Consider the following 24,056-nt stretch of genomic DNA (forward strand, 5'->3'; position numbering starts at 1 on the left):
CTGCGAGAATGGCAAATCGGTCCATATCTCCGGAAATTTTCGACGAATAGGTCCACTATTAGCTCTCAAATTTCCGGAAATCTGTCCTCGATTTTCCATCCTCTCGCTACGATTCCCTAAGTCCGACAGACTCCTAGGGGCGGGCAAAACTATCAAAAATGATCGGAGCAATTTATGAACCGGAGCAAAGCGCTGTTCAGAACATTATTTCCGTCTTTACTGTTGGGTCTTTCGCTGCTCCAGGGTTGCGCGTCTATGGAGCCGGCAACCGGAAAGCAGGCGACGGCGTCGGCCAGCATATGCAACCAGGCCAACAGCGCCGTAATCGACTATTTCGGCCTCATCGACAGCGCAAAAAAGGAACGACCCGAACTCGTTGAAGCCCTGGCGAAATTCCCCAAGGGTGCCGACCTCCATAACCACCTTTCGGGAACGGTTATGCCGGAAGACTATATTGCACTGGGGAGCGCAGAAGGCGACTGCTTCGGACCGGACACGAGCGTCCCGACCATGTATGCCATCACGACTGCCGCTGCATCCGGTGCATGCAATGCCGGTTTCAAGCCGCTGGCGAAGGCGAGCGCCGATGAGCGGCAAAAGCTGGTGCAGTCCCTGTCCATGTACCAGTTCGACTATCAAGGGATCCAGTCCGGACACGATCAGTTCTTTGCGACCTTCGGCAGATTCGGAGCGGTATCCGGCTCATTCAGCAACGAGGGGCCGATGCTTGCGAAACTTCTGCAACAGGCGAATGCGGACAATGTCATCTACGTCGAAACCATGATGTCCTTCCAGCCAGCGGCGGTCAGCCGCCTTGCCGACCTGCTGAGACAGAGATATCCCGACGCCTCGTATTACACGGAAAGCAGCAATTATCCCGCGCTGTTCGACTATTTGCTGAGTGCCGGATTGAAAAACGCCGTGATCGCGGCGCAGAAGGATATCGCCGCATACGTGAGCAGTACGAATGCCGTACTCAGGTGCGGCGCTGCCGACCAGGACCCTGCCTGCGATGTTTCCTACGACTTTCAAGCTGCCGTGAACCGGAATGCTTCAATGAAAGACGGGAGCGCCGACCTGCCGAAAATTTTCACGCAGACAGCCATCTCCTGTCTGCTCGCCGATGCTGAAAAACGGGTGGTGGGAGTGAACCTGCTGAGCGGCGAAGACCAGCCCGTCTCCATGCAAAGCTTCAGCACGCAGATGCAGTTTTTCAGCTATTTCCATGGCAGGTTTCCGAAGGTGAACATTGCTCTCCATGGGGGCGAAATCACGCCGTGTTTCGTTGGTGACGGTAATCCGGCGCTGAAGGACCATCTCACCGGTTCCATACGTGCGGGCGCGAAGCGGTTGGGTCATGCAGTTTCCTTCAGCTATTTGAACGATGTCGACAAGGCCGAAGTCGCCGCAGTGATGAAGAGCAATAACACCCTTGTGGAAATTCCGTTCACCAGCAATGCGCAGATACTGGGGGTCGCCGGCGAGGAACATCCGTTTCCGCAGTATTTTCGCAAGTATGGCATTCCCGCCGCTTTTTCGACGGACGACGAGGGGGTTTCCCATGCCGACTACACGAGCGAATGGATCTACGCTGTCATGAAATACGGAATAACCTTCTCTGAAGCGGTACGGCTGGCGCGTTTCAGCATCCAGTACAGCTTCCTGCCCGGCGACCCGCTCTGGACGGACGTGGCGTCGGCAAAAATAGTCAGCCAGTGTGCTGGCCAGGCTCCGGGGAGCTCCGATCCCGCCGAACCATGCAGGGCCTTCCTTGCGGGCAGCGCGAAAGCCAGGACCCAATGGAGCTACGAAGCGAAGCTTTCCCGTTTTGACAACGAATACGGACCAAAGCTGAGGAAGTATCTCGGGAATTGAGACACGGGCGAATTCAGGGTCAAAGTGCACCACTACGTGCTTGCGTGGCTGACGAGATGTTGTTGATTTGGGTTCAATCGTATTTAAACTGAAAGTCCAGAAAACATAAATTTAACCCTCTTTCAGCGTTGTCCGTTAGGTCTTTGCATTAAGTTTTTTAGCCCCATTAGGGGTGTTCGCATGTAGCCGGGGGATTCATCCCCCGGAACAGATCCCAGAATATCCCCACGTCACGTACGTGACGTGATGAAATTTGCCGCAATGACCGGGGAATGAATTCCCCGGCTACCAGCATTCTGTCCCTACGGGACGTAAGCAAAAACCGGACACTGCTGACCATCTTTCCTTTTTCCCCAGGCAGTCATTCTGCCCCTGTGCCGACTTGCGCCCATCACCGAAAAATACTTGCAAAAAGCAAATAATTTTGTATAGTGTCTGTATGGAGGATTGAGATGGATTCCGTACGAGAGCAATTGCAAATATTTGTGCGCCGGTTCGGGCTCCTGAACGCCACCTGTTGCGAGGCCTGCTGCGGCGAGGATGTATCGCTTGTGCAGAGCCACATCCTCTTCGAGATACGGCGCATGGGGGAACCGTCGATGCAGCAGGTGGCGGAGGAGCTGGGGATTGACGTCACCACCTTCAGCCGCCAGGTCAAGGCCATGGAAGGGGACGGGCTGGTGACGCGCCGCCCGTCGGAGAGGGATCGCCGGGTGAGCCTGCTTGGGCTGACCGACGAGGGACGGCGAGTGCTGGTCCGGATCGATCGCTACATGGCGGAGAAGATCGGCCAGATCTTTTCGGTGATGACCCCTTTCGAACGGGAGGTTACAACCCGTTCGCTGGCTCTCTTCAACGAGGCGCTGGCCAAGGTCGGTGAGGCTGCTTCCGATGGAAAAAACATTGCATGCTGCAACTAATATTGGGGCGGGTGAGATGATGAAAGTTCAGAAAACGGGGAAGGTCGAGTGGTCGAATGTAAAGCTGGCGACGCCTGCCGGCTGCGGTCCCGCTGCCGGTAACGGGCTGGAGAAGCCCCCCTGCTGAGGCCCCCGCATCTCCGCCGGCGGCGGAGCGATTGATGAAACGGTTCCCGGCTTCCTGGGGTGGTTGACGACCGATGCGGGGCGGTTCCCGCAGGTGGCGTCGGAGCTTGCCTGGACAGACCGGCTCGGCGGATGGAAGGCGCGTTGGGGGATCGGCCGCATGAGCTACCTGATTCCCGCCGGTCTCTACGCCGTAGGCCAGCCGACCCCGGCCGATCCCGTTGTGGTGACGGCCAATTACAAGATGAGCTACGATCTGGTGCGGCGCTCACTGGCCGGCCGCAACGTCTGGCTGCTGGTGCTGGAGACTTTCGGCATTAACGTCTGGTGTGCGGCGGGGAAGGGAACCTTCGGCACGGACGAGCTGGTACGGCGCATCGGCGCGACCGGACTGGCGCAGGTGGTAACCCATCGGCGCCTGCTCCTGCCGATTCTGGGTGCGCCCGGCGTGGCTGCCCACGAGGTGGCCGGGCTGACCGGTTTTACGGTCAGATACGCGACGATCCGGGCCGACGACCTGCCGGCCTATCTGGACAACGGCATGGTGACGACTCCGGCGATGCGGGAACTGACCTTTACCTTTCGGGAGCGGCTCGTGCTTATCCCGGTGGAACTGGTGCTGGCACTGAAGCCGACGGCCGCTGTCTGTGCGGTAATCTTCCTGTTGGCAGCCCTGCTCGGGGGTGTTCCTGCCGGGCTCTGGACCCTTTTGGCCTATGCCGGCGCGGTCTTTACCGGCATAGCGGTTGCGCCGCTTCTCCTTCCATGGCTTCCGGTGCGAAGCTTTGCCGTCAAGGGCGCGCTGGCAGGTCTTGCCTGGAGCACGGGCTACTATCTGCTCGCTGGCGGCGGCAGCTGGAGTGTGCCGGTGGCGATTGCAGCATTTCTGACCCTGCCGGCGGTGAGCGCCTTCTACACCCTCAATTTCACGGGGTGCACCACGTTTACCTCCCGTTCCGGCGTGAAGAAGGAAATGCGGCTCGCCCTGCCGGTCATGGGGGGCGCCCTTGCCGTCAGTGCACTGTTGCTGGTGGCGGGGTTGTTTCTGTAGCGGAACGGGGAGGCATAATGAAAGACTTCAGATATTTGCGAAACGTGGCGACGCTGGAACTGCGTGAGTCCGCCTGCATCGGCTGCGGCAGGTGCGTGGAGGTCTGCCCGCACAAGGTATTCTCCCTTGCGGAAAAGCGGTCCCGCATCGTCGACTTCGATGGCTGCATGGAGTGCGGCGCCTGCGCGAAGAACTGTCCGACCGCTGCCATAAAGGTAGATGCCGGGGTCGGCTGCGCCTCGGGGCTGATCACTGAATGGCTCCGGGAGCGGAACATCCGCGGGGTCGGCGGCGGGTGTTGTTCTTAGCCGACAGGGCCTTCAGGAGGGCTCGACGCGCATGCGCGGCGCCGGAAACTTTCTGCCGACGATGGCCTTGTGCCGGGCGCGCAACTCCTCCATTCCCCCTTCCAGAAAAGAGAGTGTTCTCTTGTCTTCCAGTTCGTTCAGATAGGCATCAGCCAGCGTTGCCATGAGGGCGTTGTACTTTTGGGTTGAACTGCCGTGGGCGTAGTTTCTGCCGGGGAAGCGGCGGATGTCGCCGTTGAATTCCGGTGCGACGTGATAGAGTTCGTGGAGGACGGTTATCAGTTTTTCTTTTAGTGGAAGATTGAGAAAGCGGGGGACGAGGAAATAGATGATGTAGAGGATCTCGGTGTCGCGGTGGGTGACGGGGGGCATGGAACAGATGAAGGTGCGGCGGCCGCGGCGGGCTGTCGTGGTCCGGCTGCCGTCTTTGAAGCGGAGCGGGTGGATCTTGGCGTAAGTGCCGTGAATGCCGCCGTTGCGGGTGTTTGAGATGCAGACGAGGAGCTGTTGCGGGTCGATGTGGCCGAACTCCGGCATCCGCCGGACGATGTCGGCAATGAGCCGCTCCAGCTCCCCTGTCAGGTTGAGGGTAGTCATTGTTCTAGAGGACGAAGGAACGGGGTTCGAGGTTCGAGAAAACCCGCATCCTTGCCCCTTTAACCTTGCGCCTGGAGTTTATGGCAGAACAGGCAGCGCATCGGGCCGTCTTTCGGCTTGACCGGATGTTTCGGCGGGAAGGGGATCCCCCCCTGCTCATTGTGGCAGGCGGGACAGCCTTTGTCCGCCTCCATCTTGCTGCCGGTCTGTTTTACGATTTCGTAAAAAGGTTTATGCTTGTCGTCGAGGGGGACCCGTTTGGTCTTTTCTTTGCCGGAAATGGCAATAAAAATAACCAGTACCACACCGATTATGGCGATAAATATCCAGTCGTTTTTGCTGATTTTCATCTATTCCCTCCTGTTTAATCGTGAGAAGTGAGAAGTAAGTAGTAAGAAGTAAGTCGTGAGTCGTAGAGGCTTTTACCGATTCCCAGTCCCCAGTCCCCAGTACACTGTAACATCTGAATCTAACCCCCCTCAGTCCCCCCTTACCTAAGGGGGGAAGCCTTGAAGTCTCCCCTTAGATAAGGGGAGATTTAGAGGGGTTATCCGCAAAAATAAGTGTTACATGGTACTAGTTCCCAGTTCCCAGTTCCTATCCCAAAAAAGCGCAGCCGATGGCGCCGTTATGCTGCGGATGCTCCGGTACGGTCACTGTCATCCCGGTTTCCATTTCCAGAAGCCGGACCAGTGCCTTATTCAAAGCCACACCGCCGGTCAGCACCAGCTTTTCGCCCGGGAAGCGCTTAAGCATCGGCATCACGCGCTTGACCAGGGTCTGGTTGACTCCGGCGCAGAGCCGTCCGACGGGATAGCCGCGCAGGATCTGGCCGATCAGCTCCGACTCGCCGAAAATGCCGCAGGTGGCATCGAGGGTTACCGGCTCCTCCCAGTGGGAGGATAGCTCGTCAAGGCTCACCTCAAGAATCGACGCCATGTTTTCCAGGTAGCGGCCGCTCGATGCGGCGCATTTGTCGTTCATGACGAAGTCGGCGAGCCTGCCCCCCTTGACCAGCGCCACCTTGGTGTCCTGTCCCCCCATGTCGAGCAGGGTGAAATTTTTCAGGCCGGTCTGCATGATGGCGCCGGACACGTGGGCCCTGATCTCGGAAATTACCAGGGCGCCGCGCATGGAGATGGTGTTGCGTCCGTAACCGGTTACTATTACGGATGCCGCAGAGAGTTCCTCTTCAGAGAACAGCCCGCTTCCCGCCAGGTCGAGCAGCAGGTCATCACCATCGACCCTGCCGAAACGCTTGTAAAAGGTGACGGTATCGTAATCGGCCAGCCTGCTTATGGCCCCATTGGCGAGGAGGGCGAACTTCGCCTTCCTGCTCCCCAGGTCGATGCCTATTTTCATGGTCATATCATTCACCATCAACCAGCAACCGCTTTTCCCCGAGCATTTCCACGAATCCCTCGATCCTGATCTTCGTTCTCGCGTCCAGACGGGATGGCTTGTCCCCTTCCAGGGTCAGGATGGGGAGGTCGAGCTTGCGGCGGATGACCATGTCCTCTATCTGTCTGAAGCAGAACGACTGGACATAGTGAATGACCCCGTCGATGTTCCTCCTGTCGATTTCCATGCTGATGTCTGCGAGGCGATGAAAGATGTCGTAAGGGTAGGTGTAGCTGCGGTACTGCTCCACCAGGTCGAGCGTTTCGTACGGCATGGCAAACTGGCGCTGGGTTTCGTTGAAGACCACCCGGGCGCCGAGCGATTCCAGGAATGGGTAGAGCCCGGAAAAAATGGGGGGAACGCCGAGGTAGGCGATTCTTACCCGGTCGCTGAACGGTTTGCGGGCGACTGCCTGCTCCAGGAAGGCGTCGATTTCCGCCTCGAAGCGGTCGGGATCGCCGTTCATGTCCGATGCCGAGACTTGGAAATAGTGGTTCTCTTCCCCTGATACCCTGTTCTCCTGCCAGGTGAGCCTGTCGATCTCCCTGATCTTGCGGCGGATGCGGTCCAGTCGCTCTTTTGCAGCATTCACTTCCTGCCATCCAACCCCGAAATGGCCCATCAATTTCTCGATCTCTGCCTTAAGGCTTTGCGGGTCGCGGTCAAGGGGGTAGGCAAAAGGGATGACCGTTATCCCCCCCATGGATAGGACTTCCATGAGCGCCTTGGTGTAGCTGCAATCCCCTTCGGTAACGGCGATCATCTCTCTTATGCCGCTTTCCCTCACGGCGGCGTAAATCCCCTTGATCCAGCCGCAGACGTTGCGGGGGAAACCGTCCACTTCGGCATCTTCAATGAATTGCTGGCTTTTGTCGCTGGTAATGAAGATGTTGTTCAGGTCTGCCGGGGTCTTCCCCGCCGCGATCAGAATCTCGATGGGTATGGTTGTGGTGAAGCCGATTCGGGACAATGGGGGCTACTCCGATTTGATGAAGATAAAGTAGATCAGGGCGCCGCCGATCGCCAGTCCGCCGAAGGCGAAGGGGAGTGTCGAACCGAGGGTAATCTCGCTTTCACCCTCGGCCGGCAGGGTGAAGCGGATCAGCAGCATGATGGCGATGGCGGAAAAGAGGAAGCCTAGGACGAACTTGGAGCGCTTGACTATCGCATAAAAAGCGATGACCAGGAAAATGCCGATGATCCAGGGACTCTCCATGGCGCTTTTCATGGTGACGTTTCTCATGAAATTGACGATATTTCCGGTCTCAAACGGGGAGAGGGTCTCGACAGTCTTATTGAGCAGTTCCTGCTTTTTCATGACCTCTCCACTGATGTAGAAATGAGCAATACATAGCAGATTTTGCCGATAAATTAAAGTTTTATTGTCGGGGTGATGGCGGACCAAATGCCTTGACAAGGGTGTACGGCATAAAATAGTATAAAACATTTGCAGTAAAGATCACAATGCATTGTTTGCAGGGAGAAAATCAGTTGGCCTGGAAAGCTATCGGCATATTCGATTCGGGGGTTGGCGGACTCACCGTTTTGAAGGAGATCATCAAGACGCTACCGCAGGAAGACACCATTTACCTGGGGGACACGGCGCGAGTCCCTTACGGCAGCAAGTCGCCCGAAACGGTCACCCGCTATTCCCGGCAGATTACCTCATTCCTGGTGCAGCGGGATATCAAAATGCTGGTGGTGGCATGCAATACCGCTTCTGCCGTTTCCCTTGCCGCCCTCAAAAAGGAGTTCCCCATCCCCATCGTCGGGGTTATCGAGCCGGGCGCCCGCCGTGCGGCTTCCGTGACCAGGAGCGGCAAGGTTGGTGTGATCGGCACTGCGGGAACCATCAAAAGCAGTGCCTATGCCAAGGCAATCAAGCGCATCAACCCGGAGATCGAGGTGGTTACCCGTGCCTGCCCGCTTTTCGTGCCGCTGGCCGAAGAGGGATGGGTCGATAACGAAGTTGCGAGGCTGACGGCGCAGGCTTACCTTCAGGGGGTGAAGGAGGAGGGGGTTGATACCCTGGTGCTCGGTTGTACCCATTACCCGATACTCAAGGGGATCATTGCCGAGGTGATGGGAGGAGGGGTGACACTGGTGGATTCCGCCGAGGAAACCGCGTTTACCGTGGCGGAAATCCTCCGCGGCAAGGCGCTGTTGCGACCGTCATCGGAGAAGGGGAATCATCATTTTTTCGTTACCGATGTGCCGGCCGGTTTTATCCGGGTCGGCAATCGATTTCTGGGTGGACGCCTCGGCGATGTTTACCAGGTGAGTCTCGATGAGGAAGGAAAGGAAGAGGAGCCGGCTGGTGAAGAAATATAGCCGTTCCCGCAAGGGAAAGGGATTACTCTTTGTTGCGTTTATCATTTTCGCGGCTATTGTCGGCGCACTTGTGCTGAAAAAGTACGATGTAAGCAGCCTTAAGCCGCAGACCCCACCGCCGGTAGAACAAGCGGGGACGGTCCTCGTCACGCTCTTTTTTGCCGATCAGAGCGGTGACGGACTGGTGCGCGAGGGGCGTGAAATAGACGCAAGCGCAGATCTCACGGAATCGGTCGAATCTGTTGTTGATGAGTTGATAAGCGGACCGGTGGGAGACCACGCGCCGGTGTTGCCCTACAATACCCAGATACTCAAGGTGCAGGTGCAGGGCGATCTGGCGTTCGTCGATTTCGGCAGGGAGCTGGTGGACGGGCTGCCGGCCGGCAGTTCTGCGGAAATGACGGCAGTCTATGCGGTGGTCGACACCATTGCGGTTAATTTCCCCCAGATAAAAAAGGTTCAGATTACGGTGGACGGCGAGAACGTGGCGACCCTGAAGGGGCATCTGGATCTGCGCCAACCCCTTGCCCCCGACTTCACGCTGGAAAAAAGACCGTGACGGCGAACTTTGCCGGGGCGTTGAGAATGATATCATCCGAAAGAGGGCCCATCCAATGAAACAACCATTTTTGCAGGCAATGAAAGAGCGGGTGCTGGTGCTCGACGGGGCAATGGGGACCATGCTCCAGGAGCGCGGGCTCAAGCCGGGACAGTCACCGGAGGAGTTGAACCTCACCATGCCGGATGTGGTGGCAGGGGTGCACCGCGAGTACATCGAAGCGGGGGCGGATATCATCGTTACCAACACCTTCGGCGGCAACCGGGCAAAGCTTGCCCATCACGGTCTGGCAGCCAAGGTCCGGGAGATAAATGCCCGGGCGGTTGAGATTGCGCGGAAGGTCGCTGGAGAACATGCTTACGTGGCGGCCTCCATCGCCCCCACCGGCAGGTTTGTCGAACCGGTGGGAGATGCCTCTTTCGACGAGATGTGCGACATCTTCCGGGAGCAGGCCCAGGCCCTTATCGACGCAGGGGTAGACGCCATCAGTTTCGAGACGTTTCTGGACATTAAGGAAATCAGGGCGGGTATCATAGCTGTACGGGAAATTGCTCCCGCGATTCCGATTATCGCCATGCTCACCTTCGACGACAAGGGGCGAAGCGTTCTCGGCACACCACCTGAGTCCGCCGCCATCACCCTGGAGGCGGTAGGGGCTGATATCGTCGGCTCCAACTGCGGTCTCGGCGTGGAAGGCATCTATGAAATCCTTTCCGCCATGCGCCGTGTTACCAGGCTTCCGCTCATTTCCCAGGCAAATGCCGGCCTACCGGTTTTGAAGGACGGGAAGACGATTTTTCCCGCCACGCCTGCTGAGATGACCGCCTACCATGACCGGATGCTTGAGCTCGGCGTGCGCATCATCGGCGGCTGCTGCGGCACCACGCCGGCCCACATCCGCGCGATCAAGGCTGCTCTGGCGGAAAAGGACCAGTCAGTACGAGCCGGCGGACCTGCAGAGGGGATCACCTGGCTTTCCAGCCGCGGCGGTTTTACCGCTTTGGGGAAGGGGCGGCCGGTTGCCGTTATCGGCGAGCGGATCAATCCCACCGGGAAAAAGGGCTTTGCCGCCGAACTGCGCGAGGGGAAGGTCTCCTATATCCGTCGAGAAGCCCTCGATCAGGTGGCTGCCGGCGCGACCCTGCTGGATGTAAATGTCGGAGCGCCCGGTATTGACGAGCCTGCGGCCATGGAACGGGCGGTTTTCTGTGCCGGCAGCGCGGTGTCGGTGCCGCTGGTTCTCGATTCGTCCAGCCCCGAAGCTCTGGAGCGCGGTCTTAAGGCCGCGGACGGCAAGGTCCTCATAAATTCGGTGAACGGCGAGGAGAAGAGCCTTGCCCGTGTCCTGCCGCTGGCGAAAAAGTACGGTGCAGCGGTAATCGGTCTCACCCTGGACGAGAAAGGCATACCCGAAACCGCCGAGGAAAGAACCGCCGTGGCGCAGAAGATTGCCGAAAGGGCCTTGTCTCTCGGCATAAGCCGGAAAAATGTGGTGATAGACTGCCTTACCCTGGCTGTCAGTGCCGAGCAGAAACGGGCCATGGAAACCCTCAGCGCCATACGCCTGGTCAAGGGGCGTCTCGGCTTGAACACGGTTCTGGGCGTGAGCAATATTTCTTTCGGCCTCCCCTGCCGCCCGCTCATCTCCTCGGCCTTTTTTGCAATGGCCATGGAGGCGGGGCTGGACGCGGCAATCGTAAATCCGAAGGAACAGGCCATGATGGATGTCTGGCGTTCCGTGATGGTGCTGCTGAACAGGGATCCCAATGCTGCCGCCTATATCGATGCATACAAGGGCGCGGTGGCCACACTGGCAGGGACCCAGGTTCAGGAGCCGCCGCAGGACATCAAGGGGCGTCTTGCCAAAGCCGTTATCGACGGCGACGTTGAAAATATCGTCGCGCTGGTGGAAACTGCTTTTGCCGAGGGGCTTTCCCCCCTGGATATCAGCAATGGGGGGCTTCTGCCCGGTTTGGAGGAAGTCGGTCGCCGTTTTGAAAAGAACATCGTGTTCCTTCCCCAGGTCATGCTCTCGGCCGAAACCATGAAGACGGCCTTCGCGCGCCTGAAACAGGAGATGAAGGGGATGTCGCTGGAAAGCCAGGGGAAGATCCTGATGGCGACAGTGGAGGGGGATATTCACGATATCGGCAAGAACATCGTCTGCACCTTGCTGGAGAACCACGGATTCGAAGTGATCGATCTGGGCAAAAACGTTCCGGCAGCCCGTATCATAGCCGAGGCCAAGGCACATGACGTGGATGCGGTCGGACTCTCTGCGTTGATGACGACCACCATGTCGGAAATGGAGAACGTGGTGCGGCAGTTGAAGGCAGCGGGGGTGAAGACCTTTACCATGGTCGGCGGAGCAGTGCTGACCCAGGAGTACGCCACCGAGATCGGGGCCGATCTCTACGCAAAGGATGCCATGGAGGCGGTCGCAAGGATCAAGGCCATCCTGGGGAAGTGAAAGCCGGCTGGAGGCAGGGATCGGTTTGACGTAAACACCGCAACAGCAATCCGTTTTACTTGTTGCAACTATTTGATTCGTGTGATAATTTGCAATCAATACGTCATTTGGCGGATAGGAATCGATGATGGTTGTGGGCTTCAATCATAACGTTGTGTATAAAGGGGAAATGTTCCATATCCAGACCGAGGATAGCGGAATTGCGAACCCACATATCATAACTCTCCTCTATCGCGGCGGCACCATAATCTCCTCAAAAAAGACCAGCTATGCCGATATAATCAAGATTGAAAATCTTGAGCAGGTGGTGGAAGATCTCATGAAGGAGCAGCATAAGGATATGCTGCGCCGTCTGAAGGCTGCCGAATTCGATGGCCGCCTTTTCGGCTCGCAGTCGCAAGCTCCCGCCGCTCCAGCCACTCCCGTCACTCCTCCACAAAATGCATCAGCAACAACCCAAAAGCCGACACAAAGTCTTGACGAAATAATTCTTGAGTACCTCATTACCGATGACAATTGATCAAAATCAATTACCCTGAAAGGAAAGGTTTTAGTGAAAGAGCATATCGCAAATCTGGAAGAAAAAGCCAGGCAGCTTCGCATCTCTATTGTCAGGGCGCTGCATAGCTCCCAATCTGGTCACACCGGCGGTTCTCTGTCGGCTATCGACATGGTGACCGCCCTCTATTTTTACAAGATGCGCCATAATCCTGCAGAGCCGTCATGGGAAGGCCGGGACCGCTTTGTCCTCAGCAAGGGACATGCGGCGCCTGCGCTCTATGCCGCCCTGTCCGAAGCCGGATATTTCCCCAAGGAAGACATGATGATGTTGCGCCGCCTCGGCAGCCATCTGCAAGGTCATCCTGACAGTAAAGCTACGCCTGGTGTCGACGTCTGCACCGGCTCCCTGGGACAGGGCCTTTCCATGGCCAACGGGATGGCCCTCGGTCTCAAGTTGGATGGCAGGGATAACAGGGTATATGCCCTGCTGGGCGACGGCGAGTTGCAGGAAGGGCAGGTCTGGGAAGCGGCAATGGCGGCGGCCCATTATAAACTGGATAACCTCTGTGCCATGGTGGATGCCAATAACCTGCAAATTGACGGTGACGTTGCGAAGGTTATGAACGTCGCCCCCATAACCGACAAGTTCAGCGCTTTCGGCTGGCATGTACTCGACATAGACGGCCATGATCTTGAGGCGATCGTCAACGCCCTGGATGCGGCGGAGACGGTCAAGGGGAAACCGACGGTTATCGTTGCCAGAACGGTAAAAGGGAAGGGTGTCTCCTTCTTTGAGAACAAGGCATCGTACCACGGCGTTCCACCCAGTGATGAGGAGTTGCCGCGGGCACTGGAGTGCCTGGGAGAGCAATGCAATCTGTAGAGGTGCATGGCATGCGCCCCTGTGCCAAGCGGATATGGCGGTATAGCAAGCAAGGGCGCACACCGTGCGCCCCTTCATAACAGAAAGGGATTTAAATATATGAGCACAATGATTGCTACCAGAGACGCCTATGGTGAAACCCTTGCGGAACTGGGCGCGGAGAATAAGAACGTTGTTGCCCTGGACGCGGACCTTTCGGGTTCGACGAAAACCGGCGTTTTTGCAAAAAAATTCCCTGAGCGGTTTTTCAATATGGGCATTGCCGAGGCAAATATGGTCGGCACTGCTGCCGGGCTCGCCGCTGTCGGGAAGATACCGTTTCTTTCCACATTCGCTATTTTTGCCGCCGGCCGGGCTTGGGAGCAGATCCGTCAGTCAGCCGCATATCCGAAGGCCAATGTCAAGATAGTAGCGACCCACGGTGGCGTAACGGTCGGCGAAGACGGTGGTTCCCACCAGTCGGTGGAAGATATAGCCATCATGCGTGCGATTCCCAACATTACGGTCATTGTTCCGGCCGACGGCGTTGAAACCAAGGGCGCCATCAGGGCCGCCGCCGCCATGAAAGGGCCGGTCTATGTCAGGCTCGGACGCAACAAGGTGCCGACCATCTTCCCTGAAGACCACCGTTTTGAAATCGGCAAAGGGGCTGAGTTGGTTGCCGGTTCCCATATGACCTTCGTTACCACCGGCCTTATGACTGCCCAGGCAATCGCCGCCGCAGAGAGTTTGAAGAAGGATGGCATTTCTGCGCGGGTGGTCCATATCGGCACCATCAAGCCGCTTGACCAGGAAATAATCCTCAAGGCAGCCCGGGAAACCGGCGCCATTGTCACTGCAGAAGAGCACTCCGTCATCGGCGGGCTTGGCGGCGCCGTTGCCGAGCTTCTTGGCGAAAACTGTCCGACCCCCATGAAACGGATCGGCATCAACGACCGCTTCGGCACCTCCGGCAAGGCGGAAGAACTGCTCAAATATTTCGGCCTGACCCCGGACTGTCTGGTTGACGCAGCAAAGGAAATCCTTTCGAGGAAATAGATGGTATTCAACCCGCTCAGGTCTGCTGCCGGATTTACCTACATCGCCGCATTGGTGCTGGTGATAGTAATGGGCATTATGCTTGGCGTTGTCGGCCAGACCTGGACCCAGATCATGAAACGCGAAAGGGAGCAGGAGCTGATCTTTCGCGGCACCCAGATCGTCCAGGCGATCAGGCGGTGGAATAAACCCAAAACCCCCCAACAACAGGCGGTCATGCCGCTTTTCGAGTTGGAGCATCTGTTGAAGGACCCGCGGTCCTTTGCCAATCTTCGGCATCTGCGCCGGCTGTACAAGGACCCCCTGACCGACAAGGACTGGCGGGTGATCAAGGATCCCCATCGCGGCATTATCGGCGTTGCCAGTTCCAGTGAAGAAGAGCCTTTGCGGCAAAGCTTCCAGACTATGACCCCGCTAAGTGCATCTGACAAGTATCTGGAGCAGATGTTCAAATCGTTCGAGGGAAAGAAGAAATACAGCGAATGGGAGTTCGTCTACCGAGGGGAAGGCGTTGCACCGGGAACCACAACCACAACGGTAACTACACCGAGAACTACAACTGGGACGCCAGGTGGATAATTTGTTGAGCCATTCCCAGCCGTACCGTCCAATGTACTGGAGTCAGGTTGATATTTAAGAGTCTTACATCAAGGGTCATCGTAATATCCATTTGTCTGCTTGTATTCGGTATCAGCGCCTTTGCTTTTGTAACGTTGCGCAGAGAGCAGATGCAGTTGATCAATGCCGCAAGGGAAAACAGCGAGCTTTTGCTTAATACCATCGAGAGAAGTACCTATAATTCCATGCGTATCGGCAATTCGGAGGATGTGCAGATTATTTTGGAGATGGTAGGCCAGAACCAGAAGTTGCTCGGTGTACGCATATTTCATCCTCACGGCATAGTCCTCAAGTCGTCCCAACCCAGCGAAGTCGGCAAGCCCGTGGATAATCGTGATTATCAGCTCTTCATCAATAATAAAAAAGAAGGGGTTTTTACCCTGGAGGGGCACGGTGAAGTTCTCGGGATGCTTAAACCCATCTATAACGATGAGCAGTGCCATGTTTGTCATGGGCACAAAAGCCGCATAATCGGCTTATTGAACGTCAATTACTCGCTCGTCGAAACGAGAAAGCGAATAATGGATGCTACAAAATTATTTGTTTTCTCTACCATAGCCATCATTGCCTTCCTTTCCCTTGCCATTTCCCTTGTTATGCTTAAATTCGTCAAAAAACCTTTGCACCTTATGGCAGAAAACATGGCACGGGTCGAAAAAGGCGATTTGTCGGTACGGATGAAACCTGAAGGCAAGGATGAGATCGGTCGACTGATTACCAGCTTCGACTCCATGGTCGACCGGCTCGATACGGCGAAGCAGGAACTGGAGCGTTATCACTTTCAGCAGATGGAGCGGGCGGATCGTCTTGCCTCTGTCGGCGAAATGGCGGCGGGAATCGCCCACGAGATCAAAAACCCCCTCACCGGCATAGCCTCGGCGATAACGATCATAAAGGATGATTTTTCTCCATCGGACCCTCGAACCGAGATTGTCAACGAAGTTCTGGAGCAGGTCAGTCGTCTCGATAAGACCGTGAACGATTTGCTCTTTTTTGGCAAGCCCTCACAGCCGGAACCAACATATATCGATATTAATGCGACATTAAAAAAGACACTCATGTTTGCATCCCGGCATCGGGGCAGTAAGGATATCGAGAAAAAACTTGAGCTTCAGGACGATTTGCCGCCGGTATATGTCGACCCCAAGCAAATTCAGCAGGTTTTTCTGAATCTGTTTTTGAATGCGGTACAGGCGATGTATCAGGGGGGAGTGCTTACAATAAAAAGCTCTTTGCTGCAAAAAGATTGTACGTGGGTAGAGGTCAGCGTAGCCGATACCGGTCAAGGAATACCCCCGCAGATTCTGGAGAAGATATTCACTCCGTTCTTTACCACAAAAGCTCAAGGTACGGGCCTGGGTCTGGCTATCTGCCATAAACTCGTAACTCAGCACGGCGGAACATTGTCTGTTGCCAGCGAGGACGGCAAGGGGACTATATTTACCGTTGCCTTGCCGGCTTTCGACCATGGTTTGCAGGTCTGAAACGGGTGTGCAAGCGTAGCAGGCCTCTAAACGTCACTGTGTGAGTAAATTAACGTTATTTTGAAAGCTGAAGCAAATATAAACATCTGAAGTCAAAAGGAGTTCCCTTGAGAAAGACAAAAATACTAGTCGTGGATGATGAACATTTAATCCGCTGGTCTCTTGAGCAGAACTTGAAAAAGCAGGGCTACGAAGTTTTCACGGCAGGCAATGGTGAAGATGCGCTGCGCTTGGTGCGGGAAGAGCAACCCGATCTGGTTCTGCTGGACATCCAGCTGCCGGGAATAGGCGGCCTGGAGGTGCTTGAGAAGGTCAAAGAATTCGATGAGGATATCGTCGTTATTATGCTGACGGCCCATGGCGGATTGGAAACCGCGGTAAATACCATGCGCATGGGGGCCTACGATTATATAAACAAGCCGTTTAATCTGGACGAGTTGTCGATAGTAATTAAAAAAGCGCTTGAGACGTCCGACCTGCGGCGAGAAGTGGTGCAGCTCCGCAGTGAGCATAAAAAATCCGGTCCTCCGCAGATTATCGGCACGAGCAAGCATATGAAAAATGTTCTGGATATGATGGGAAAGGTTGCCAAGAGCGAGGCTTCGACCGTCCTGATTCAGGGGGAATCCGGCACGGGCAAGGAGCTTGTCGCCAAATGGATTCATTATCAGTCCAATCGCTCGGAAAAGCCGTTCGTGGCTATAAACTGTGCGGCGGTACCGGCAACACTGCTTGAGAGTGAATTGTTCGGACATGAAAAAGGGGCTTTTACCGACGCAAAAACTGCGAAGAAAGGTTTGTTCGAACTTGCCGACGGCGGGACCGTATTTCTCGATGAAATCGGCGATATGGAGATGGGGATGCAGGCCAAACTCCTGAGATTTCTTGAAGACAGGACATTCAGGAGAATCGGCGGGGCAAAAGTGATATCCGTGGATGTCAGGATCATATCGGCCACCAATAAAGAACTGATGAAGGCAATTGAGGAAAAATCATTCAGAAACGATCTGTATTACCGGCTCCAGGTCATTCCGATATTTCTTCCGGCTTTACGGGAGCGCAAGGAAGACATTATCCAACTGGCTAATCATTTCATTGAAACTTTCGGCAGGGAGTTCAACAAGCCCATCAATAATATTTCAAGCATGGCGGAAAAAATGCTGTTGGAATACAGCTGGCCCGGCAACATCCGCGAACTTAAAAACGTCATCGAACGCGCGATAATTCTGGGAAGTGAAGATACCCTCCTTATTGAAAATCTGCCGCTGGAAATTATTGCCAAGACATCCTCGTCGAACGTCCCGCTGGCAACGTTTAAACTCCCGCCTGAAGGTGTCGATATTGAAGAGGTTGAAAAGGAACTCATCCGGCAGTCTTTGGAAATCACCGATTGGAATCAGTCCAAGGCCGCAAAAAAACTGAACCTCGGCATCGATGCATTTCGCTATCGAATGAAAAAATTCGGCTTTTTGAAATAATCTGTAGATTTGCCGGTTGGCGCAATCGAGATACAATCGCATAAAAGCGAAATGACATCCTGTGGTGCAGCGCATTTGGGCGATCAAGTCATTTCGCTTTTCCCATCCACATTTTGGCAGGATTACAGCCACAAGCCACAAGCCGTATCGGGTGCTTTCAGTCGTTACGAATTAAATATGCATTATATATCGCCTATTGTATAGGCGTTCATTGGAAATGCCAGTCCCTTGGCCGATGTCGGGCACTGAAGTTGCATATATTTGATAAACAAAAACACTGCCGCAGGGCAGGCTTGCTATTAAATTAAGAATATCTCCAATAAATACGGAGGCTTTCAGATGATTCACTCTACTCGAAATCTATTGGCAATACTTGTCGTCTCACTGTTTGTTGCGGTTATTTCGCTGCCAGGAATAACCTCAGCCGCAGTGGCTCCTAAAATCTCTACCCTGACACCGGTGAAGCGCGATATGGTGGCTCCCGTCAGGATAGCTATGGATTCGTCGGGCAATTATTATGTGACCGACCCGCGTAGCAGGGGGGTATTGAAGTTTAATGCCTATGGGCGGCTGGTGAAGACTATACCGACTGCTGGCGTCCCTTTAGGTGTGGCTGTTGCAGCCAACGGCAACGTCATTGTGACCCAGGGTACCTATGTGTCTATCCTCGATCCTGACGGCGTAGAACTTGCCAAGCTGGGGAGTGGTGTCGGTCAGTTTGCTAAGGCGAACGGTGTCACGATAGATGGGAATGGTTATATATATGTTACCGATGGTGGTCTTCATCTGGTGCGGGTCTTTAATGCCTCGGGCGCATCAGTCACGCAGTTTGGCGGCAAAGGTGTGGCTACGCAAAGCGTCCCGCTCAATGGCCTCTTTAATGATCCGACCGCGATAGCATATGAGAAGGCGCATAATCAAATTGCCGTTGCCGATACCTTGAACGGTAGGATTCAGTTCTTCGATGCTGCCACTTATGCGTGGGTCAAGACGATAGGCAAGATAGGTGATGCTCCCCTGTCCTTTGTTTCGCCCCAGGGGATAGTATTTGAATACGCCAACGCTACCACACTGATGAGGATGTATGTGGTGGATACCTGGAAAAATACTATGCAGGTGATTGACACCGAAGCCTCTGCGGCCGGTAATTTCTTGTCGCTTATAGGCTGTGGAACGGTAAGTTTCCAGTATGGTATGTGCGGCGGGGTGGCGGATGGGCAGTTGCAGTTGCCGTCGGATGTGGCGTTTGATGCGGTAAACGGCAGGCTTCTGGTGGTTAATGGAGCCGGCAATATCCAGATACTCGGCGTCGATGGCGGTTCGAGTCCATTTGACAATATCCCCCCCGTGTTGACGCTTAATACGGTGCCCAGCAACACTAATCAGGCTAACCTGGCGATAAGCGGGACTGCTGATGTGGGCGTTGAGCTTAAGGTGACGGTAAGCACCTCTGCTGTCGCCGGTCCGATAAATCATGCGTCAACCCCTTGGGATACGACAATAACCGGCCTTAACTTCGGCAGCAATCTTATCACCGTTACCGCCACGGACGCGGCGGGCAATGTGGCAACGAAGCAGGTGAACGTTATCTATTCGTTGCCTGCTCCTGCGCTCAGCATAACGACAGCTTCCAATATCATGACCAACACGTCTGGTCAGACTATTAACGGTACAGTGGATGCCGGCGCAACGGTGACGGTCGTCAATGCAGCTACGGGTGCGAGCGGTGCGGCCGTCGTCAACGGGACAACGTGGAGTTATGAAGCCACGCAGCTGGTGGAAGGCGCAAACAATATTACGGTGACAGCGACCCAGCCGTCGAGTGCAGCTGCCACGGCAACAATAACCGTGGTGCGCGATACCGTCCAGCCGGTTCTTACCGTGTCTGCGCTTGCCAACGGCAGCTCCAGCAGCGTGTTGACGCAAAATATCGCCGGTACCGTCGCTGACCTGCATCCGGGCACGGTTACCGTAACGGTCAATACCGTACCGACGACCGTTAATGGTAGCACATTCAGCGTTCCGGCGAATTTACAGGTAGGTCCGAACACGGTGACTGTGCAGGCTGTTGACTTGGCCGGCAACGCATCTTTCACCAATACCAGAACCATATACTACGACCCGGCGACACCGGTTGTGAGTATAACCACACCCCCGTCGCCGGCGGACAACTCATATGTCAAGACTAGCACAGTGGGCATGAGCGGGACCGTTACACCTGCCGCTTCAACCATAACCGTTAACGGCGTTTCCGTAGTCGTAGACGCGTCCGGCTACTGGCCGGCAGGCGGCGGCACTACGCCGGTCACACTCACTAGCGGGATCAATACGCTGGAGGTAGTCGCCACATCGGGCACCAAGTCTTCCAGCATGAAACGCTCTGTTATCTATGATCCATCGTTGCCGGTACTCGCCATTACTTCCCCGGCTCAGGATATTGCCACTAATCAGCCGAATATGAATATCGCCGGCACGGTGTCCGATGTCGGCAGTGCAGTTACCCTGGCTGCGACCGTGAACGGCGCAGCTGTCTCACCGGCCCCGGTTGTAACCAACGGTGCCTACAATTTCAACGCGACGTTCGGCCCGGTAGAAGGGCCCTATAGTGTGGTGGTGACGGCAACCGATGCCGCCGACAATGTGACGACGTTGCCGCCACGCTCCATCACCTATGATATAACTCCGCCTGCGTTGACGCTTGATCCGGTATATGCCGGTTATCCGAAGACCATCAGCGGCACGGTGGAATTGCAGGCAGGCGTTACCGTTGCGGATGGCGCTGCGTCATTCCCGGTTACCATTGTCAACGGCAGTCCTAACGCTACCTGGAGCGCGGACCTGTCGGCCGGGAATTATAACCCGTCGACCATCAAGATTACCGCGACCGACCCAGCTGGTAATCCTTCCGTTAGAACGGGACTGACATACACTCCCCCTATCGGTGACATAAATGGCGACGGTCCTGTAAATATCCTTGATGCGCGATATGCGCTTCAGTGCGTGGTCGGTCTCGCTACACCGACGGCAGCGGAAATACTGCGCGGCGATATCGGACCGCTGTTGAACGGGAAGGCGAATCCGGACGGCAAGATAGACCTCGTCGACGCAATGCTTATACTGCGTAAGGCGTTGGGTGATCCCGTAAGTTGGTAATGTTGCCTGAGCGACTGTTGTATTGATGATGTATTGATATCTGCTATACCTGTCTATTGACTAAGCTATATAAATGTTTTCAGGAGCGTAAACATGAAACGACCAATTACAAATGCTCTGGCAACACTGATGATGGTCTTTATAGTGGCAACCACAGCTTATGCCAAGGAACTATCTAGTCCTCACACATTCGGCATACAGAGCGATGGCTCAACGGTTGATACATGCTCTGTCTGTCATGCGAGTGCCTTGCCGACTGGTGCTGCTGCGAACAACGTCTGTCTGGTTTGTCATAAGGCAGGCAGTGCATATTCCTTGACCAAGCAGTTCTTCAAGGGGGATATGGCTAACCCTTTCGGGACTACGGTCGAGGATGACTCCAATAGCAACTATTCTCATAGTTCGCACGAGTGGTCGGCTACCGACAATAACCCTGCGGCCGGTGCGCTGCCGCCGACAAACAGCGCCATGAAAACGGTCACTGCGTATAACGGGCTCTTAAGCTGTAATCGTTGCCATTCCGTTCATCAGCTCGACTCAATACCCGCAGCGCAGAAGCCTCTCCTCAGGGTGCAGAATAGCAACAATGAAATGTGTTTGGATTGTCATCGATTGAGGAACACACAATCGCACCTGACCGGTACACATCCCGTAAATATTAACTATACTACCGTGGCAAAGAACAATCCTGCGAAATTCTACCCGCAGCCGGTGAACAGCAATCCCAATAACCTGACTTCGGCGATGAATCTCATAAATGGCAATATACTCTGTACAACATGCCATGGTATCCATTACACCGACTCGAACTCACACACTTTTGACAACCGCACTACGGCGCTTACTGGTCGCCTCGCTCCCTCCAAGGGCTACCTGCTGAGAACGGATTATCGCAATTATTCCTCAAGCTTGAATAGTCCGAATATCTGTACCAACTGTCATGCGAATAAATTCGAACATAATGGCGGCGAACAGAGAGTGGTCTGTACCGACTGCCACAGCGGCCACGTGGATTACGATCCAAACGCGCTGACCAGTCAGGACCGGGTACCCAATATCTATATGATCAAGCGCTACATGAACTGGTCGTCACCAACCGGCTGGAAGGATAACAGGAAGCTGGCTACCCCTAAGCAGACCTTTTATCAGGATGCAGGTGCGACAACTAAGCTCTTTAAGCGGGCCGATGGCAAGGGTGTCTGTCAGGGATGCCATGAAGTGCCCGTCGCTGGTCTGACCTCTCCAAATGGCAATATCTACCCCGATGAGCATGGCACGTCGAATCTCGTCGATGCCCCGGCCTCTTCCTGTATATCTTGCCACAACCACGACACACCTGCACCGGAGGGTTCATTTGCCGCGAGCTGTACCAGCTGTCATGGTCAGCCGCCGACGGCCACTTCGGCAGCGGCCGGTTACACCGGCAACGAGGCCGTGTCTGCGCACCTGCGCCATACCGGTTACTCATACGGATGTAAGGAATGTCATTATTCCGGTGCCCCTTCCGACCTGCACAGGAATGGCAGTTTCAAGGACGTATTTACGACCTACACCTCAGGTATGATCGCGCGTAAATTTGGCGCTAATCCTCAGTATAATCCTGATAACACATGTTCCACAGTCTATTGCCACAGCAATGGTGCAGTACCACCCGTATATCAGACGCCCCCCAACTGGTTCGGCGGCAATATCACCACCTGCGATGCCTGCCACGAAGCATCACCGACAACCAATGCCCATGCGAAGCATATTGGCGCACCGAATAATTATAGCTGTGAGAACTGCCATGCGGCCACTGCAACCGGTTCGACGGTCATCAAAGACAAAACGAAGCACGCTAACGGCGGTAAGGAAGTACAATTTTCCTCAACAGCGCTTCCATTCGTAAACACGGGAAGTTTCGCTTCAGCAACTTGTTCGGCTGTCTACTGCCACAGTGACGGGGCCGAAACCTATGCGACGCCTGTCTGGACAAACAGCAGCACTGGCGCGTGCGGCACCTGTCATGCCACAACAACGAGGGCTACCGCTGCTCACCAGCCGCACCTTTCGACATCTGTGGCGTACGGTCCGAAACTCAACAATTTGCCGGTGGCTGCTGCCTGTAATAGCTGCCATGGACCCGATTACACGGTCAATCACATTAACGGCTCCGTGCAGCTTGTTGCTGATACGTCATGTACTGCTTCTTGTCACAAAAATGGCCTCGGAACGTCAACTTGGACTTCCGGTATACGCCCAACCTGCGAAAGTTGCCATGCCGGCTTGCTTTCCGTGATTGATGGCAAAACTGCCCCGGATAAGGGCTTGTTCCAGACCTTAGGTCACGGCAAGAACTCCAGCAGTACCAGCGTGGTCATGAATTATGTCTGTACATCGTGTCATGATTCCAACGCTGCACATATCAATCCGCCGGTGCGTGACGGCAGGTTGCAGTCGAATCTTACCTCGTCTTTCAACGCACAATGTAACTACTGTCACAATGATTCGTTAAAGGTTACGACGTTATCCAAGCTGAATTTGCCATCTCACGTTCTGGATAAAAATGCTTCTCCTACAGCAAGCAGTTGTAGTCTCTGTCATGATCTCCATGGTTCATCCAATAGGTCTATGATCAGAGATATCATCAACGGTCAGTCGGTCAGCTTCAAAAACTCGACTTGTGTCACGACTTCTCTGAATGCCAATGGCGTCTACGCCGGTTTGTGTCAAGTATGTCATACGCTTACCAGGTTCTATAAAAACTCTGTTGCAGAAGGCAGTCACTATACAACGGGTTGTCTGAGTTGCCACAAGCATACCGATAATACTAATGGCCAACCTGCGGATGCTGCTTTCTATGCCTTCAAGCCGACTGGCAACTGCAACGATTGTCATGGCTATCCGCCGGTTCAGAGCCTTGACGGCATTGCTGTCCAGGGTAATTACTCCGGTGCCCGGCTCAATGATTACATCGGTGGTGGCGGTGCCCATAGTGTTGCCGGTCATATACCGAAAACCGTCAAGCCAGCGGATGGCTGGGCTAACTGTGCCAAGTGTCACTACGGTGCAAATGATGCTATTCACATGACACGTGATTACACGAAACCAAGCAACATAAGGGTTGCTGTTGATCCGCAGTACAAGTTCAACGCGGCACTGCAGATCAGGTACAGCAGCAACCAGGTTGATCCGCCGCTTGTGAATTCAACTGGCACCTGTTCTAATGTCAGCTGTCACTTCCAGCCGACACCACGCTGGAGTACGATAAGGTAGTCAAGTAG

At 54.9% G+C, this 24,056-nt stretch carries 20 protein-coding genes; 15 read left to right on the forward strand and 5 right to left on the reverse strand.

The genetic code is table 11. The features are described from left to right. The first annotated feature begins 174 nt into the window (after positions 1-174). From GURA_RS02450 to hgcB, 4 genes are all read left to right on the forward strand, one after another. Complete coding sequence (locus GURA_RS02450) at positions 175-1,875, forward strand: amidohydrolase family protein (protein WP_011937418.1); 1,701 nt, start codon at positions 175-177, stop codon at positions 1,873-1,875. Between the two features lie 452 nt (positions 1,876-2,327). Then, entirely contained in the window at positions 2,328-2,795 is a 468-nt protein-coding gene (locus GURA_RS02455) for a MarR family winged helix-turn-helix transcriptional regulator (protein WP_011937419.1), read from the forward strand. 19 nt (positions 2,796-2,814) lie between these two features. Further along, positions 2,815-3,972 carry a mercury methylation corrinoid protein HgcA gene (gene hgcA, locus GURA_RS02460; RefSeq protein ID WP_250697401.1) on the forward strand — a complete coding sequence of 386 codons (1,158 nt, stop codon included), beginning with the start codon at positions 2,815-2,817 and terminating at the stop codon, positions 3,970-3,972. A gap of 17 nt (positions 3,973-3,989) precedes the next feature. Continuing rightward, positions 3,990-4,280, forward strand: a complete 291-nt coding sequence (gene hgcB / locus GURA_RS02465; protein ID WP_011937421.1) for a mercury methylation ferredoxin HgcB — start codon at positions 3,990-3,992, stop codon at positions 4,278-4,280. Between the two features lie 12 nt (positions 4,281-4,292). Here hgcB and GURA_RS02470 read toward each other — a convergent pair whose 3' ends face one another. The 5 genes from GURA_RS02470 to GURA_RS02490 all read right to left on the reverse strand — a co-directional run bounded on the left by GURA_RS02470 (position 4,293) and on the right by GURA_RS02490 (position 7,596). Continuing rightward, the gene (locus GURA_RS02470) at positions 4,293-4,877 is read right to left on the reverse strand and encodes a putative metallopeptidase (protein WP_011937422.1); all 585 of its coding nucleotides are present in this window, start codon (positions 4,875-4,877) and stop codon (positions 4,293-4,295) included. A 59-nt stretch (positions 4,878-4,936) separates the two neighbouring features. Further along, complete coding sequence (locus tag GURA_RS02475; RefSeq protein WP_011937423.1) at positions 4,937-5,227, reverse strand: hypothetical protein; 291 nt, start codon at positions 5,225-5,227, stop codon at positions 4,937-4,939. A 247-nt stretch (positions 5,228-5,474) separates the two neighbouring features. Beyond that, positions 5,475-6,239: an acyl-CoA dehydratase activase gene (locus GURA_RS02480; RefSeq protein WP_041245682.1), complete on the reverse strand. Its 765-nt coding sequence runs from the start codon at positions 6,237-6,239 to the stop codon at positions 5,475-5,477. 7 nt (positions 6,240-6,246) lie between these two features. Then, the gene (locus GURA_RS02485; RefSeq protein WP_011937425.1) at positions 6,247-7,248 is read right to left on the reverse strand and encodes a 2-hydroxyacyl-CoA dehydratase family protein; all 1,002 of its coding nucleotides are present in this window, start codon (positions 7,246-7,248) and stop codon (positions 6,247-6,249) included. A gap of 6 nt (positions 7,249-7,254) precedes the next feature. Beyond that, a complete protein-coding gene (locus GURA_RS02490) occupies positions 7,255-7,596 on the reverse strand; it encodes a hypothetical protein (RefSeq protein ID WP_011937426.1) in 342 nt (113 codons plus the stop codon). Positions 7,597-7,769: 173 nt separating this feature from the next. Here GURA_RS02490 and murI point away from each other — a divergent pair, with 173 nt between their 5' ends. The 11 genes from murI to GURA_RS23160 all read left to right on the forward strand — a co-directional run bounded on the left by murI (position 7,770) and on the right by GURA_RS23160 (position 24,048). Next, the gene (gene murI, locus GURA_RS02495) at positions 7,770-8,609 is read left to right on the forward strand and encodes a glutamate racemase (protein WP_041245230.1); all 840 of its coding nucleotides are present in this window, start codon (positions 7,770-7,772) and stop codon (positions 8,607-8,609) included. Further along, positions 8,596-9,168, forward strand: a complete 573-nt coding sequence (locus GURA_RS02500; RefSeq protein ID WP_011937428.1) for a GerMN domain-containing protein — start codon at positions 8,596-8,598, stop codon at positions 9,166-9,168. The genes murI and GURA_RS02500 overlap by 14 nt, the downstream gene beginning before the upstream one ends. 55 nt (positions 9,169-9,223) lie before the next feature. Beyond that, entirely contained in the window at positions 9,224-11,638 is a 2,415-nt protein-coding gene (locus GURA_RS02505) for a homocysteine S-methyltransferase family protein (protein WP_011937429.1), read from the forward strand. 127 nt (positions 11,639-11,765) lie between these two features. Then, positions 11,766-12,158 (forward strand): hypothetical protein, encoded by a 393-nt coding sequence (locus tag GURA_RS02510; protein ID WP_041245231.1) that lies wholly within the window; start codon positions 11,766-11,768, stop codon positions 12,156-12,158. A gap of 33 nt (positions 12,159-12,191) precedes the next feature. Next, positions 12,192-13,022, forward strand: a complete 831-nt coding sequence (locus GURA_RS02515; RefSeq protein ID WP_011937431.1) for a transketolase — start codon at positions 12,192-12,194, stop codon at positions 13,020-13,022. 99 nt (positions 13,023-13,121) lie between these two features. Next, a complete protein-coding gene (locus GURA_RS02520; protein WP_011937432.1) occupies positions 13,122-14,060 on the forward strand; it encodes a transketolase family protein in 939 nt (312 codons plus the stop codon). Then, on the forward strand, positions 14,061-14,639 hold the full coding sequence (locus GURA_RS02525) for a type II secretion system protein (RefSeq protein WP_011937433.1): 579 nt from the start codon (positions 14,061-14,063) through the stop codon (positions 14,637-14,639). Between the two features lie 47 nt (positions 14,640-14,686). Beyond that, the gene (locus GURA_RS02530) at positions 14,687-16,162 is read left to right on the forward strand and encodes a sensor histidine kinase (RefSeq protein ID WP_011937434.1); all 1,476 of its coding nucleotides are present in this window, start codon (positions 14,687-14,689) and stop codon (positions 16,160-16,162) included. A 107-nt stretch (positions 16,163-16,269) separates the two neighbouring features. Next, entirely contained in the window at positions 16,270-17,640 is a 1,371-nt protein-coding gene (locus GURA_RS02535; RefSeq protein ID WP_011937435.1) for a sigma-54-dependent transcriptional regulator, read from the forward strand. Between the two features lie 339 nt (positions 17,641-17,979). Further along, positions 17,980-20,793: an NHL repeat-containing protein gene (locus tag GURA_RS02540; RefSeq protein WP_011937436.1), complete on the forward strand. Its 2,814-nt coding sequence runs from the start codon at positions 17,980-17,982 to the stop codon at positions 20,791-20,793. A gap of 93 nt (positions 20,794-20,886) precedes the next feature. Continuing rightward, positions 20,887-24,048, forward strand: a complete 3,162-nt coding sequence (locus GURA_RS23160; RefSeq protein ID WP_011937437.1) for a CxxxxCH/CxxCH domain c-type cytochrome — start codon at positions 20,887-20,889, stop codon at positions 24,046-24,048. The last annotated feature ends 8 nt before the right edge of the window (positions 24,049-24,056 follow it).

This window comes from Geotalea uraniireducens Rf4, from assembly GCF_000016745.1.
In the GTDB taxonomy this organism is placed as follows: Bacteria; Desulfobacterota; Desulfuromonadia; order Geobacterales; family Geobacteraceae; genus Geotalea; species Geotalea uraniireducens.

Coding starts and splice junctions, on each gene's coding strand:
- GURA_RS02450 (WP_011937418.1), top strand. CDS start 175: ATGAACCGGAGCAAAGCGCTGTTCAGAACATTATTTCCGTCTTTACTG.
- GURA_RS02455 (WP_011937419.1), top strand. CDS start 2,328: ATGGATTCCGTACGAGAGCAATTGCAAATATTTGTGCGCCGGTTCGGG.
- hgcB (WP_011937421.1), top strand. CDS start 3,990: ATGAAAGACTTCAGATATTTGCGAAACGTGGCGACGCTGGAACTGCGT.
- GURA_RS02470 (WP_011937422.1), bottom strand. CDS start 4,877: ATGACTACCCTCAACCTGACAGGGGAGCTGGAGCGGCTCATTGCCGAC.
- GURA_RS02475 (WP_011937423.1), bottom strand. CDS start 5,227: ATGAAAATCAGCAAAAACGACTGGATATTTATCGCCATAATCGGTGTG.
- GURA_RS02480 (WP_041245682.1), bottom strand. CDS start 6,239: ATGAAAATAGGCATCGACCTGGGGAGCAGGAAGGCGAAGTTCGCCCTC.
- GURA_RS02490 (WP_011937426.1), bottom strand. CDS start 7,596: ATGAAAAAGCAGGAACTGCTCAATAAGACTGTCGAGACCCTCTCCCCG.
- GURA_RS02505 (WP_011937429.1), top strand. CDS start 9,224: ATGAAACAACCATTTTTGCAGGCAATGAAAGAGCGGGTGCTGGTGCTC.
- GURA_RS02510 (WP_041245231.1), top strand. CDS start 11,766: ATGGTTGTGGGCTTCAATCATAACGTTGTGTATAAAGGGGAAATGTTC.
- GURA_RS02520 (WP_011937432.1), top strand. CDS start 13,122: ATGAGCACAATGATTGCTACCAGAGACGCCTATGGTGAAACCCTTGCG.
- GURA_RS02525 (WP_011937433.1), top strand. CDS start 14,061: ATGGTATTCAACCCGCTCAGGTCTGCTGCCGGATTTACCTACATCGCC.
- GURA_RS02540 (WP_011937436.1), top strand. CDS start 17,980: ATGATTCACTCTACTCGAAATCTATTGGCAATACTTGTCGTCTCACTG.
- GURA_RS23160 (WP_011937437.1), top strand. CDS start 20,887: ATGAAACGACCAATTACAAATGCTCTGGCAACACTGATGATGGTCTTT.